Genomic DNA, 13,507 nt, shown 5'->3' with positions numbered 1-13,507 from the left:
AAACTTCTTTTTCCCATTGACTTTATCGCTCAAGTGTTTTTATATAAACTGTTTATTCGTGTGATAAGGGCGCATAGCTCAGTTGGTAGAGCCATCGGCTCATAACCGATCGGTCGTAGGTTCGAATCCTACTGCGCCCACCACCATTAAAGCCGTTAATTGAAAACAAGAGTTCCTTGAAAAGATTATTGTTACGCATACAGCCAGGGGAAAGAATAACACCCCTGATCGATACATTACGATTTGGACAACAAAAGTCTAAATGGGCGAAGTGAGCTAAAGGTACATTCCAGTGGAGTGTACCTTTTTTGTTTTATAGCAGTTAGATAATCAATATCATGACAGCAAGAGTAAAAGACATTCTTGACAACCTTGAAATAGAAGCACCTTTTCAGCTTGCAGAATCCTGGGACAACGTAGGATTGCTGATTGGCAACCCGGACCAGCAGGTCACAGGGGTCCTCGCAGGACTGGATGCAACCAATGCGCTCATAGATGAAGCCATCAGCAATGGCTGCAACACCGTTGTCACCCACCACCCGGTCATTTTCAAGCCCCTCGCTGCAATTGACACGGGCACTCCTGAAGGGCAACTGCTGAAAAAGGCGCTACGGTACGACCTTGCGATAATCGGGTGCCACACCAATTTCGACAGTGCCAGGGAAGGTGTGAGTGATGTCCTGGGCCAACTCCTTGGACTTACCGACCTCAGGCCTCTTGTTGCATCCACAAACGGGGCCCAATCCACAGGACTTGGCCGCATTGGTGTCTACGAGAAGGAGCTGAACCCGGAAGAATTTCTTATCCGTCTCTTTTCAGTCCTTGAACTGGACACTGTCCAGATGGCTGGGAAATTACCAGCCTCCATTAAAACCGTCGCTGTCTGCGGCGGTTCCGGTTCTGAGTTTGCACCGGCTGCACGGCAACAAGGTGCAGACGTCTACCTTTCAGCCGAGATTAAACACAATATCGCCATATGGGCCAGGGAGAACAATTTCTGCATCATTGATGGCACTCATTACGCAACAGAAAAACCAGCGGTAGCTCTGCTGGTCAAAAGACTACTACAGGCAAACGAGACAGAAGGATGGAATATATGCGTCAGGCAGTCTGCCAGCGAGAAACATCCTTTTGTTTATATAGATAAAAATCATCAACACCCGTAACATTTGCATAGGAGAATCCCCTTGAACGAAATCTTAACCCAACTCGTCGCACTTCAGGCCATTGACAGCGAAATTGACCAGATCGACGAAGCTATTAAGGTCGAGCAGAACAGCCTTGACGAACGTATTTCCGCTCTTGCCAAAAGAGAAGCAATAATCAGCTCCCTGGAAGAAAAAATTTCCGGTCAGCAAGCGGAAAGCCGCACTCTTGAAGCCGAAATGGCCGACAAGATGGATCACGTTCGAGAGCGTCAGTCTAAAATGATGCAGGTTCAAACCGGTCGGGAACAGACCGCACTGCTCAAAGAGATCGAAGATGCTAAAAAGAGTGCTAAAGAAAATGAGGAAAAAATAGTCACCCTGATGGAGTCTATCGAAAAACTCACCGCTGAGATTGAGCAGGAAAAGAATCTCCTGAAAGGTGAGAAAACGCTGGTTGCCGAAGAAACTGAAAAAGTCCGAAGCGCTATAGAATCAATCAATAAAGGCAAAAAGCAAAAAGACAATATCCGGGTAAAACAGGCCAGCGAGGTCAAGCCAAGTGTTCTCAAGAAATACGATACCCTTCGGGAGCGCCGTAATGGGCTTGCGGTTGTAAACGTACTTGACGGGGTCTGCCAGGGATGTTTCATGTCTATTCCTCCTCAGAAATATAACATGCTCCTTAAAGGAGACCAGATGTTTGACTGCCCGACCTGTCAACGACTGATGTACTACGTAGCGCCTGTTCTTGAAGAGGAAGTATAGGGACGTTTTTCTCATCCAAGAATTGATTGTAAAAGTTTTGGAGTGGGCGCATGATCGCTCCGGCACTTGCCGGAGAGGAAAGTCCGGACTCTACAGGGCAGGATGGTTCGTAACGCGAACCTTGGGCGACCAAGGGAAAGTGCCACAGAAAACAGACCGCCTGTTTTTCAGGTAAGGGTGAAAAGGCGAGGTAAGAGCTCACCGCCTTCATGGTGACATGAAGGGCACGGTAAACCCCATCCGGAGCAAGACCAAATAGGGAGATGTTTGAGGGCTGCCCGTCCGAAATCTCCGGGTAGGTTGCAAGAGGTGTTGGGCGACCAACATCCCAGTGAAATGATCATGGCCCCGCAAGGGGTACAGAATCCGGCTTACAGCCCACTCCATTTTTTTACAACACTCACCAACAACTTAACCGGGGCCTAGCAATACCCGCATGAAACCACAAGCTGCAGTTATTATTCCCGCTGCTGGATTTGGCACCAGAATGCAGTGCGCCGAACCGAAACAGTATCTCCAACTCTCTCATAAACCAGTAATCATCCATACGGTTGAGGCCTTTGTCTTCAATCCTCATATTCATGAGATTGTCCTCGTTGTCCCGGAAGACAGGGTGGAAAAAACAAAAAACCTTTTAGTACAGCACAACCTGTCCGCAGAAAAAATCAAGGTCATTGCAGGCGGCCGCAGACGACAGGACTCCGTCTACCTCGGGCTTTTGGCCCTCTCCCCTGTAAACAATATTATCCTCGTTCATGACGGAGCGCGCCCTCTTATCAGTCAGGATGTTATCGATCGCTGCTACAAGGGAGCGCTTCTCCAGGGGGCGGTAATCGCCGCAGTACCTGTAAAAGACACCTTAAAAAAAAGCTCTGCAGACGGAACCATAACCGCTACCATTAACCGTGACAGCCTCTATCAGGCCCAGACTCCGCAGGCTATCCAGCGGGATCTTCTCCTTCGCGCCTATAAAGAAAATGGAACACTCGATGTCACCGATGAAGCATCACTTCTTGAGAAGGCCGGTATCCCCGTGGTTATCGTTGAAGGTTCTGAAACCAACATAAAAATCACCCGCCCGGAGGATCTCAGCCTGGCTGAAAAAATTCTGCGCAAAAAACAGGTCACCATGCGTATAGGTCACGGCTACGATGCCCATAGATTTTCAAAAGAAAGACCACTCGTCCTCGGTGGAATCACTATACCGCACAGTCACGGTCTTGCCGGCCACTCCGATGCTGATGTCCTGACCCATGCTCTCTGTGATGCTATTCTCGGGGCCACTGGAGCAGGTGACATAGGCAAACATTTCCCAGACAGCGACGATGCTTTTAAAGACATCTACTCCATAAAACTGCTGGAAAAAGTTATAAGCGACACCCGGGAAAAAGGCTATATTGTAGGTAATGTAGACATCACCGTAGTCTGTCAGGAGCCGAAACTTCGACCATATATCGAGGCTATGACCGCCTTGATTGCAGGCTGTTGCGGCGTACCCAGTGAAGAAATAAACATCAAGGCAACCACCACAGAAAAAATGGGGTTTACCGGACGACAGGAAGGCATCAGTTGCCATGCAGTCGTTTTACTCCAACGTACTTTTTAAATACTTTCGCTATAATACCCCAGGAAACAGACGATTATGACAATTACAATAAATAAGGAACGACTTGCTGCAACCTTCACGACACTATGTGAAATAGACAGCCTTTCCCGACAAGAGGGCAGGATTGCCGCCTGGCTGAAAAAGACCTTTGCCGACCTTGACGCCGACGAAATATATGAGGATAACTCAGCCGCCAAAACAGGTTCGGAGTCAGGCAACCTTATCATCCGCTTCAACGGTAATCAGCCCAAGGTTGAAGGACTGTTTTTTTCTTGCCATATGGATACAGTGGGACCAGCCGAAGGAGTAAAGGTGGTTCGAACGGGCGATCTTTTTACCAGTAAAGGGAACACCATACTTGGAGGAGACGACAAATCCGGGATCTCGGCGATCATAGAAGTTATCACACTTCTTAAAGAAAATAACTGTGATCATCCCATGATTGAGATAATAATCACCACCTGCGAAGAGATTGGCCTTCTTGGCTCCAAACATCTCGAATTCGACAAGCTCCAAACCCATTATGGTTACGCCCTCGACTCCAGTGGTATCAATCACGTCGTGGTCGGAGCGCCTGCGGCAAACAAAATCAACATAGAAGTTAAAGGGCAGGCTGCTCATGCCGGACTTTGCCCAGAAGCGGGGATCAACGCCCTGTCCATTGTCGCGGCGGCCCTTAACTCCCTCAAAGCTGGTCGTCTTGACGAAGAGTCCACCTGCAATTTTGGTCTCATTGAAGGTGGAATTGCCACCAATATTATTCCGGACAAAATCTTTATAAAAGGTGAGGTCCGCAGCCACTCTGAAGAAAAACTAGCCGTCTATACAGATGAGATTAAAAAAGCCTTCCAGAAGGCTGTGGACTCCTGGCAGCCAACGACCATGACAGGGGAACATCGCCCTGGGTTAACAATGACCATCGTGGCCGACTATCCCGCACTGTCAATTCCACCCGAGGCTCCCGTTCTTCAACGGCTGAAAAAAGGTGCTGACCTTGTGGAAAAGGAGATCAAACAGATCGTGGCCGGAGGGGGAAGCGATGCAAATATTTTCTGCGGCAAAGGATTGCAGACTGCCATCATTGCAACGGGCATGAATAAGGTACATACTGTCGATGAACAGCTTGACTTAGGTGATCTCACCAGCCTTACTGAACTCCTGTTTGGTATTGTCAGAGCATAATCCAGGCGGGGGCAGGATCATAATATTTCAAATATGTAAGGAAGACAGTTTTTTACTCAGATCTGCTCTTTCCTGTTGAATTTAGGCAATAGTTATTATAGATTTCCTTTTTTGGGTTACCCAAGAAAGGCGCAAAGAACTGATCTTTGTGCCTTTCCCCGTTTTTTGCGTACACAAACGCCAGAATGCTATCCACCCTGACGTGAGGCTGCTTCTTTCAGCCATAAGCAGGGGCTGCCAAGGACACTTACCCGATGTTACAAGATAAATTATTCAATGCAAACGATGGACGCCCCACCCATGAGTGCGGTGTCTGTGGTATTTTTAATCATCAGGATTCATCAAAACTCACCTATTTTGGTCTTTACGCGCTTCAGCACCGAGGCCAGGAAAGTGCAGGGATTGTAACATCAGATGGTACCCACGTCCTCTGTCACAAAGACATGGGCCTTGTGCCTGAGGTCTTTTCCGAGGAGATTTTACAAAAACTTAAAGGGCATATCTCCATTGGCCACGTTCGCTACTCGACCACTGGCGCCTCAACGATAACCAATGCACAGCCATTGATGGTATCGCACAAGGGGACAACTCTGGCAGTCGCTCATAACGGTAATCTGGTTAATTCAATTGAACTTCGAAATACCCTTGAAGAGCAGGGATCGATTTTTCAGACAACCATGGATAGTGAGGTTGTCCTTCATCTCATGGCGCGTTCGGCTCACGAGGGGCTGGACAAAGCTCTTTGTACAACATTTTCCGCTATTAAAGGGGCATATTCCCTGTTGCTGATGACTCAGGATACCCTCATTGCCGTACGGGACCCTGATGGCTTCCGCCCCTTATGCCTTGGGAAACTGAAAAATGGTGGAGAGTCCGGCTGGGTCGTTGCATCGGAGACCTGTGCTCTAGACCTCATCGAAGCTGATTATATTCGTGATATAGCCCCGGGTGAAGTGCTGATTGTCAACAAGGATGGGATGAGATCGGTCTTTCCCTGGCCAAAGCAGGACACTCATTTCTGTATCTTTGAGCAGGTCTATTTTGCCCGGCCCGATTCCGATATTTTTGGCATCAATGTCTATCAGGCAAGAAAAAGAATGGGCGCCATTCTGGCCGAAGAGGCTAAAATCGATGCAGATTTTGTCATGCCTTTTCCTGATTCCGGTAACTACGCTGCATTAGGTTACTCCCAGGCTTCAGGTATCCCTATGGAAATGGGCGTTATCAGGAATCACTATGTAGGAAGAACCTTCATCCAGCCCACCCAGTCGATGCGGGACTTCAACGTAAAAGTAAAACTCAACCCGGTACGATCTTTTTTAAGAGACAAGCGAGTGATTATCGTTGAGGATTCTATTATTCGGGGAACTACAGGCAAAAGCCGGGTACGTGCACTCAGAGAAGCAGGCGCGAAAGAAGTGCATATGGTGGTCAGCTGCCCCCCAACTAGACACGCCTGCTATTATGGAATCGATTTTCCCTCGTCAGCACAACTCATCGCCTGTAACAAAGACGTAAAGGCGATCGGGGAGTATCTGGGCCTGGACTCACTGCATTACCTCAGCCTTGAAGGCCTGGTTAAAGCCACCGGCTTGACGAGAAAGGATTTCTGCCTCGCCTGTTTCGATGGAAAATATCCGATCGCACCTGACCTGACCTTCTGCAAAAATTCACTGGGTTGAAAAAGTCAGCAAGACAAAAGTTACACCTTTGTCACAACACAGTTTTTACCGCTCTGTTTAGCTTCATACATGGCCATATCTGCACGGTTTTTTATGGCCATTTCGTCTTCGGCACGGGAGACGCTCTTATCTCTTTGGCAGGAGACCAGTCCAATTGAGAGGGTTGTTGTACCATAATTACGCTCAAGAAAACTGAGCAGAATACGCTGAACAATCTCCGTCCCCTGATTGGCGGTTGCCTGGGGAAGCAAAACTGCAAACTCATCCCCGCCCAGTCGAAAACAGAGATCTACACTATCCCGGGTACATTCTTTTAGGATATGAGCAAGACTGATCAGCACCTCATCACCTTTAAGATGCCCATTCTGATCGTTATATTCCTTGAAATTATCCACATCTATGATGGCCAGCATCAAGGGATATTCCTGGCGGAACGCCCTCTCTACTTCATTTGGAAAAGACTCATCAAACGACCTTCTATTGAGAATAGAGGTCAAACCATCCTGGCGTGATTGCATTTCAAGTTCACGCATCATACCTCTTTCCCGAATCGCCCGGGCCAGTTTGGCCTCCAGCTCAGCCTGATCGATAGGTTTTTTTATAAAATCAATGGCACCCGCCTTGATCACCTCAGCGTAACTTGCCTTTTCATGAAAACCTGTGGAGATAATAACGTCGGTGGCTTTATATTTTTCCCGTATCTGGGCCAACAACTCCAAACCGTCCATTCCCGGCATTACAATATCAGAAAGAACCAGATCAACAGGAGTTGACTGCAATACAGCTAATGCCTCAATGCCGTCTCCGGCAACCAGGCAATGGTATCCAAGTGAGCCGACTAATACGCTGATAGTCATTCTGACCAGTTCGTCATCATCTACAATCAATATGATGGCTGTATTCTTTACCTCTTCCATCAATCAAAACCTATGTTTTACGGGGGTTATTCTCAGTCGACGATTCGTCCACAATACATTGTACTTACATGAAAATAGTACCTTTAAAAACTGACAAAGTCCAGTTGACACATTTTTTTTGCAAGAAATAATCGTTCAGCAACACCACAATGCAGTACCTCACGCCCCGAAGAAGACAGAAAATCGGTGACATAGAGGAAATAGAAATAATTTTATTCGCAATTTGCCTTATTTGCGCCGTAAATGTAGAATGTTATAGGAGATACGTAAATTTTTCATAAATTTTTATATAGCAGATGAACAATAAAGACCTGTCGAACATCTTTGAAGGAATCCACCAGGGATCTCCTCTGGAAGAAATACTTTCCCTTGTGAAAATCATTGCACCCAAGTTCGATACGGAACTGCTCAGACAGGTGCATGACGATCTGACGGGCTATTTCACCGGGACCCATCCGGATTTCCAACAAAACACCATGCCGTATCACAACCTGCGGCACAGCATACTTGTGGTTCTTGCATCAGCCCGACTCTTTCACGGCCTCCACTGCAACCATGTACACATCTCTGAAGTGACACTCTTCAAAGGTCTCCTTGCTGCCTATTTTCACGACTCAGGGATGTTGCTTCTTGAAAATGATCCGGCAACATCCGGAACAGAGTATATTGCCCAACACGAATCCAGGTCTATAGCCTTTCTCAGCAGATATGCCGTTGAAAAAAATTTCGGCAGCCGAATAATCAACGACTGCGCGACGATCATTAACTACACAAACCTTGAATGTGATCCGGCAACTTTTGATTTTCACAGCCATGAAATCCAGATAGCAGGGCAGGTTATAGGCTCGGCTGACATACTCGCGCAAATGGCGGACCGCTACTACCTGGAATGTCTTCCTCTGCTCTTTATTGAGCAGCAGGCCGGAGGTATAAGTAAGCACCGTTCAGCCCTGGAGTTGATGGAACATACGGCAAATTTCTACCATAATGTTGTACTCAAAAGACTCACCACAACCTTCTCCAACACCTCAAATGCCCTGCGGGCGCACTTTAGCAACCGGCATATGATTAATCGTAATCTTTACACTGAAAATATAGACAAGAACATTATCTATCTGAGGAAAATTATTGCTAAGTGCAACAATATTGAGGAATTAAAACAGTATTTAAAGAGGACACCACCCTCTATTTAGCACGTGGATCCTTTCCGGTTTCAAACATCTCAAACAGATCAAAAAACAACTTGGTAACGGTACTGAAATGAGTGGCAGAGCCTGAACTCGCATACGCCTTGGTGAGTTCCATAGCCTTTGCTATACTTTCCTGGGATTCGATATTACTGGGATCTTTCATCGCCTGAACAAGCTTTTCGCCAATTGTCAATTCGTTCACAAATCTACCTTTATAAATTTTTCAGGATATACGGCCGATATTTCCAGCAAGACTCGACCAGCTGTCAAAGCAGGCCGCTATACCAAATTTTTCTGCCCTTTTATACACCTTGGCAAGCTCACAGTTTAAATTCTCAATCTGCTGAGGCCCCATGAACATAACTTTAATAAACTTTTCAATTTCCCAGTCATTTTGCGAGATAAAACGTCCACATCGGGCTCTTCCCACATCGTCACTGTCGGCAAATACCATAACCGTCGCCAATGCACCGACAATTTTCCCTCGTAACTTGTTCGATTTACCCGGTAATACGCGAAATTGATAGAAAAGGACGTGCATCGTTTTCTCCTCATGTATACAGGTCTAACGAAATAAAATTGTTTTGTCGCAGGATGAAATATTACCACTCAGGTATTTTTGCGGTTGCAAACATTTACAACCTTTCGATTCAAATTTTCTAAAAATTTGGAAAGTTTCTTTTCCGCGTTTTTGATGACACTGGTAATTTTCACATCATCAAGCGCCCCCACTACGGTGCCACATGCAACACACTGGATAAGACAAAATTTCTGCCCGGTTTTCGTTGTCACATGAACAGCTTCGAACTCGTGATATTCACATGATGGACATTTTGACCTGGCCATAAAATACCTACCTCTGAAATCTATGAAGACACTAACAATACGGTTACTACTTTTCTAAGAGTCGCGTACCGCAACATATCCCTGATTACAGGGTTTAAGAACTATTCCATAGCATAACGTTTAAATTAACTTGATTCAAGAAGGTCTTTTACAATCTCACGGGCATAATTAGACATAAATTTTATCTTTTTCCTGTGATTATTGCTACTTGAATCAGGCATGGCCTTTCGGGTTCTTCTAATTAATGGAGGCAACGCAGCTCATAGGGGAGCTAAATCACTTGCACCGCTGCTAGGCGTTACGCTATCATCAAGGAATATTCAAACTCTTTATTTACTTTTTCCCCCTCAAACAAGCAGGTAGGATGCGGATTTCAATTCTTTTTCTCAAGGCATTTTTCAAGATGCTCATTGCCATGACCCCAATTTGGGGTATACTTGCAATCCTTGTTTCGGGGCTTGGCATCTGGGTGGGTATCATAGAAGGAATCGGCTGGAAGGATGGTCTTTACTTTGGCTGGATCACCGGTACAACTGTCGGCTATGGAGACATCACTCCTCACCACTGGCTCGCAAAGGTGCTCAGTGTCATCATCGGACTCATCGGCATTATCAACACCGGCATTGGTGTAACAATAGCAGTAACTGCCGGCAAGGAAACCTTAATCCATGCCACCAGGATACAAGATAATGTAGAGAATGTAAAAAATACCCTTAAAAAAAGTTTTACTGATAAATCATAATCTGCTCAATCACCCTCTGTAGGCAATTACTCCCTGTCATATCGTTTACACAATGAAAATCCTCCATCTCATCAGCCAGCATCCTCAGCAAACAGGCAGCGGTTTCTATGTACAAAACCTGATCAGAAATTGTTCGCGTAAGGGCTATCAAAACCATCTTATAGCGGGTATCAGTGGAAACGTACACCCTGAATTACCGGGCATACCACCAGACAACTGCACATATATTCCTTTTTCCTGTCCCCCACTCGATTTTACAATCCCAGGCATGAGTGACGTCATGCCCTACCCCAGCAGCAGGTTCTCTGACCTCAGCGAACAGCAACTCCTCTGTTACACTTCGGTTTTTGCAGACACAATACGAAAAACCGTACAAGTCTTTTGTCCCGATGTCATACACAGCCACCATCTGTGGCTTGCAACTGTAATTGCCCGTTCAGTCTGCCCCCATATTCCCATGGTGACCTCCTGTCATTCAACAGACCTGCGCCAATATCTGCAAAATCCGCATCTCCAACAAAAAATTTATAGTTTGGAGCAAATACAGACAATTCTGGCACTGAGCCAGACCCAGGCCGAGCAGATTGTAGAGATCCATGGCCTGCAACGGGAAAAAATCGATATTGTTGGGGGTGGCTACGACACCAGCCGTTTTTCTATTGGAAAAAAAGCTGAGACACCGCCCGTACAGCTCCTCTATGCGGGCAAACTGAGTGCTTCAAAAGGAGTTCCCCTGCTTCTTGAGGCCTATGCACAACTGGATGACCCCAGAACACACCTGCATCTAGTCGGGTCTGGTAGTGGTGCAGAAAAGGATCGTTGCATACAGCTCGCCAATAACCTTGGAAATAGAATCTCAGTCCATGGGGCTCTTCCCCAGGAAAAACTCGCACAGCTCATGGCTGAATGCCACGTATTTATTCTCCCCTCTTTTTTTGAAGGCCTGCCTCTGGTACTGCTTGAAGCTCTGTCATCTGGCTGCCGAATCATCTGTAGCGATTTGCCTGGATGCAAAGAGCTGTTGGGTAGTGCTCCTCAAGATCTTGTTGAATTCATTGAGCTGCCCAACATGGTTAAAGTGGACCAGCCCGACCCGAGTCAAATGGATCTCCTGACCCAACGGGTTATCCGTAGCCTTAAAAAAATAACAGAAACAGTCCTCACGTCCCCGCCTCCATCACCTGGAAGCATTGCTAGCATTACCCATACTTATAGCTGGGAATCAGTTTTTAGCAGGATTGAACAGGCCTATAAGAAAGCAATTTCACGATAGCCCTTTGCCCGCAGCAGTCAGCCAGAAACACTGAAGTCATACGTGGAGGAATTCTTCTATCCAGATTATGTCGTGGGGGAGGCGACGACCTGATTTAAAGAAAGTAATTGTAAGGGGACCGGGATGTACTATCAGTAACATCCTGATATAATGATTTTTTAGTTATCCTCCGAAAAATACATTCCATCAGGATTCAGACAAGGTGAGAGGAATTGCCACAGCAGCAATGTCATCGTGCATTTTAAAACGGGGGTAAAGAGACAGCCCTGGATCAGACCCTTGCATATATCTCACGGAATCCCTCACGCCCTGTAAGCCTTTATCACGGTACAAATCCACAAACAAGTCCCAGTCACTGGGGGCTGCAGGGTCTTCCTTGGGCAGATAGAGCCCATCTGTAAAGAGCAGAATATCAGTCACACCCGTCAGAGACTCCAGCCCGTGATTGATAAAATGAACAGCCTCTTTCTCACCATTAAGTACTCCATAGGTCCGATTCATCTCCAGACGCACAGTACGGATCTGTGCATCTAATGCCTTGTAAATGCTATCTTTACGGTCTATTGCTGAGCTGCTTAATTTTTTCCAGAGCAACAGAGTTTCACGATCAATATCGATTTCAGGGGTAAGCAGACGGTAACCTCCATCCTGATACAAAAGCATAATCAGTGCATCCCCTGTCTGGCAGTATTCAATGCTGTTACCCTCGATTTGTACAACTGCAGCACTGGTTGTCCAGAGGGTATGCCGCCTGGAGTAATCAACGCCTGCACAAACCTGAGACCTGGCAATGCGGGAATTCGCCTCCACTGCCGCTGCCAAAAGACTGCCCTGACTATGACGAAAGGTCTCCCTGGCAATCTCGGCTGCGAGCGCTCCCCCAGTGGAGTCCCCCGGAGAGATTTCTTCTCCAAGGCTTGTAGCTCCATCGAAAACACCGTAAGTATTGCCAGCAACAAGCAGCCGGTCCTCATTTACTCTGCTGCTTCCTTTTTCAAAGAGGGTTTCAACACCATCATTTCGTGTCTGTGGTAACCGGGCAAAAGAAAAATCTTCGTTCAAAGAGAGATACATGATAAACAATCCTTTAAATTAGCTGATAATGAGCTAGTATAGGGTGCTTTTCATGGAATACAAATTGTTAAATTCTATGCCTGTCCGCCAAGAGATAGGCCGAACCTATACAAACCGAAATCACAAATGAATACCATTGCCCCAAAAAAGAAGATAGCCTTTCAAGGTATGCCTGGTGCATATTCAGATCTTGCCTGCAGAGCCGCGAGACCAAACTACGAGACAGTCCCCTGTGTCTCTTTCGATGCCGCCTTCAGCGCCGTAAGAGACGGTCTGGCAGACTTTGCCATGATTCCTGTGGACAATACCCTTGCCGGACGAGTGGCTGACGTTCACTACCTCATGCCAAGGGGACAGCTGTTTATAGTGGGAGAACACTTCCAACTCATCAGACATTGCCTCCTCGGTCTTGAAGGCTCCAAAGTGTCTGAGCTAAAAGACCTGTATAGCCATGTCCATGCCATTCCCCAGTGCAGGGATTTTATCAAAAAGAACAACCTTACCAGCCATATCTGTGCCGATACTGCAACGGGAGCCGCGGATATCAAAAAATGGAATGACCCGACCCGGGCGGCGATTGCATCAGAGCTGGCCGCAGAAATCTACGACCTTGAAATACTGGAAAAAGATATTCAGGACGCCGACCACAACACGACCCGCTTTCTCATACTGGCCAAAGACAGTGAGCCCCCACAGTGGCACGCCGGAACCAGATATCTGACCAGTATCGTTTTTGAGGTACGCAATATTCCTGCAGCTCTTTATAAGGCACTTGGTGGATTTGCAACCAATAACGTGCAGATGGTAAAACTGGAGAGCTATGTGGATAAAAACTTTAATGTGGCCCGGTTTTATGCCGATGTCGAAGGACATATCGAGGAGCCCTCTTTACAGCGAGCCCTTGAGGAACTGTATTTTTTTGCCAAAAATGTTATGATAATGGGCACCTATCCTGCCCACCCCTTTCGAAGTGGAATTAAGATGGCTTAACTTTCTGAGCCTGCATGAAATATCACAAAGAAACCATGCTTTCGCAGTATTTTTTGTAGAGGTGGCAAGACCACCTCTACAATTGCCTGAAG

Annotated in this window: 13 protein-coding genes, 1 tRNA gene and 1 other RNA gene; 11 read left to right on the top strand and 4 right to left on the bottom strand. The window is 46.6% G+C overall.

What is annotated here, in order from left to right; translation table 11 throughout:
- The first annotated feature begins 67 nt into the window (after positions 1-67).
- From FCL48_RS16725 to purF, 7 genes are all read left to right on the top strand, one after another.
- A tRNA-Ile gene (locus FCL48_RS16725) sits at positions 68-143 on the top strand.
- A gap of 195 nt (positions 144-338) precedes the next feature.
- Positions 339-1,166 carry a Nif3-like dinuclear metal center hexameric protein gene (locus tag FCL48_RS16720; protein ID WP_136873712.1) on the top strand — a complete coding sequence of 276 codons (828 nt, stop codon included), beginning with the start codon at positions 339-341 and terminating at the stop codon, positions 1,164-1,166.
- A 21-nt stretch (positions 1,167-1,187) separates the two neighbouring features.
- A complete protein-coding gene (locus tag FCL48_RS16715) occupies positions 1,188-1,913 on the top strand; it encodes a zinc ribbon domain-containing protein (protein WP_136873710.1) in 726 nt (241 codons plus the stop codon).
- A gap of 38 nt (positions 1,914-1,951) precedes the next feature.
- An RNA gene (gene rnpB, locus FCL48_RS16710) (RNase P RNA component class A) lies at positions 1,952-2,303 on the top strand.
- A 46-nt stretch (positions 2,304-2,349) separates the two neighbouring features.
- Positions 2,350-3,519: a 2-C-methyl-D-erythritol 4-phosphate cytidylyltransferase gene (gene ispD, locus FCL48_RS25775; protein ID WP_136873708.1), complete on the top strand. Its 1,170-nt coding sequence runs from the start codon at positions 2,350-2,352 to the stop codon at positions 3,517-3,519.
- Between the two features lie 36 nt (positions 3,520-3,555).
- Positions 3,556-4,701, top strand: coding sequence for a M20/M25/M40 family metallo-hydrolase (locus FCL48_RS16700; protein ID WP_136873706.1), 1,146 nt, complete (start codon positions 3,556-3,558; stop codon positions 4,699-4,701).
- Between the two features lie 254 nt (positions 4,702-4,955).
- Positions 4,956-6,383: an amidophosphoribosyltransferase gene (purF, locus tag FCL48_RS16695; protein ID WP_136873704.1), complete on the top strand. Its 1,428-nt coding sequence runs from the start codon at positions 4,956-4,958 to the stop codon at positions 6,381-6,383.
- Positions 6,384-6,403: 20 nt separating this feature from the next.
- Here purF and FCL48_RS16690 read toward each other — a convergent pair whose 3' ends face one another.
- The gene (locus FCL48_RS16690; protein ID WP_136873702.1) at positions 6,404-7,300 is read right to left on the bottom strand and encodes a diguanylate cyclase; all 897 of its coding nucleotides are present in this window, start codon (positions 7,298-7,300) and stop codon (positions 6,404-6,406) included.
- 296 nt (positions 7,301-7,596) lie between these two features.
- Here FCL48_RS16690 and FCL48_RS16685 point away from each other — a divergent pair, with 296 nt between their 5' ends.
- Positions 7,597-8,493, top strand: coding sequence for a hypothetical protein (locus FCL48_RS16685; protein WP_136873700.1), 897 nt, complete (start codon positions 7,597-7,599; stop codon positions 8,491-8,493).
- Here FCL48_RS16685 and FCL48_RS16680 read toward each other — a convergent pair.
- Positions 8,486-8,692, bottom strand: a complete 207-nt coding sequence (locus FCL48_RS16680) for a hypothetical protein (RefSeq protein ID WP_136873698.1) — start codon at positions 8,690-8,692, stop codon at positions 8,486-8,488. The genes FCL48_RS16685 and FCL48_RS16680 overlap by 8 nt on opposite strands.
- Before the next feature lie 21 nt (positions 8,693-8,713).
- Complete coding sequence (locus tag FCL48_RS16675) at positions 8,714-9,031, bottom strand: hypothetical protein (protein WP_136873696.1); 318 nt, start codon at positions 9,029-9,031, stop codon at positions 8,714-8,716.
- A gap of 669 nt (positions 9,032-9,700) precedes the next feature.
- Here FCL48_RS16675 and FCL48_RS16670 point away from each other — a divergent pair.
- Complete coding sequence (locus tag FCL48_RS16670; RefSeq protein WP_136873694.1) at positions 9,701-10,078, top strand: potassium channel family protein; 378 nt, start codon at positions 9,701-9,703, stop codon at positions 10,076-10,078.
- Between the two features lie 52 nt (positions 10,079-10,130).
- The gene (locus FCL48_RS16665) at positions 10,131-11,351 is read left to right on the top strand and encodes a glycosyltransferase family 4 protein (protein WP_136873692.1); all 1,221 of its coding nucleotides are present in this window, start codon (positions 10,131-10,133) and stop codon (positions 11,349-11,351) included.
- 186 nt (positions 11,352-11,537) lie between these two features.
- Here the strand turns inward: FCL48_RS16665 and FCL48_RS16660 are convergent, their stop codons facing one another.
- Positions 11,538-12,425: a protein phosphatase 2C domain-containing protein gene (locus tag FCL48_RS16660; RefSeq protein WP_136873690.1), complete on the bottom strand. Its 888-nt coding sequence runs from the start codon at positions 12,423-12,425 to the stop codon at positions 11,538-11,540.
- A 126-nt stretch (positions 12,426-12,551) separates the two neighbouring features.
- Between FCL48_RS16660 and FCL48_RS16655 the strand changes: the two genes are divergently transcribed.
- The gene (locus FCL48_RS16655; protein ID WP_136873688.1) at positions 12,552-13,415 is read left to right on the top strand and encodes a prephenate dehydratase; all 864 of its coding nucleotides are present in this window, start codon (positions 12,552-12,554) and stop codon (positions 13,413-13,415) included.
- Positions 13,416-13,507: the final 92 nt, after the last annotated feature.

Source organism: Desulforhopalus sp. IMCC35007 (assembly GCF_005116575.1).
GTDB lineage: Bacteria > Desulfobacterota > Desulfobulbia > Desulfobulbales > Desulfocapsaceae > Desulforhopalus_A.
This window is presented reverse-complemented; position numbering and strand designations above follow the sequence as displayed.

Coding starts and splice junctions, on each gene's coding strand:
- FCL48_RS16670 (WP_136873694.1), top strand. CDS start 9,701: ATGCGGATTTCAATTCTTTTTCTCAAGGCATTTTTCAAGATGCTCATT.
- FCL48_RS16700 (WP_136873706.1), top strand. CDS start 3,556: ATGACAATTACAATAAATAAGGAACGACTTGCTGCAACCTTCACGACA.
- FCL48_RS16675 (WP_136873696.1), bottom strand. CDS start 9,031: ATGCACGTCCTTTTCTATCAATTTCGCGTATTACCGGGTAAATCGAAC.
- FCL48_RS16720 (WP_136873712.1), top strand. CDS start 339: ATGACAGCAAGAGTAAAAGACATTCTTGACAACCTTGAAATAGAAGCA.
- FCL48_RS16665 (WP_136873692.1), top strand. CDS start 10,131: ATGAAAATCCTCCATCTCATCAGCCAGCATCCTCAGCAAACAGGCAGC.
- FCL48_RS16655 (WP_136873688.1), top strand. CDS start 12,552: ATGAATACCATTGCCCCAAAAAAGAAGATAGCCTTTCAAGGTATGCCT.
- purF (WP_136873704.1), top strand. CDS start 4,956: ATGTTACAAGATAAATTATTCAATGCAAACGATGGACGCCCCACCCAT.
- FCL48_RS16685 (WP_136873700.1), top strand. CDS start 7,597: ATGAACAATAAAGACCTGTCGAACATCTTTGAAGGAATCCACCAGGGA.
- ispD (WP_136873708.1), top strand. CDS start 2,350: ATGAAACCACAAGCTGCAGTTATTATTCCCGCTGCTGGATTTGGCACC.
- FCL48_RS16690 (WP_136873702.1), bottom strand. CDS start 7,300: ATGGAAGAGGTAAAGAATACAGCCATCATATTGATTGTAGATGATGAC.
- FCL48_RS16660 (WP_136873690.1), bottom strand. CDS start 12,425: ATGTATCTCTCTTTGAACGAAGATTTTTCTTTTGCCCGGTTACCACAG.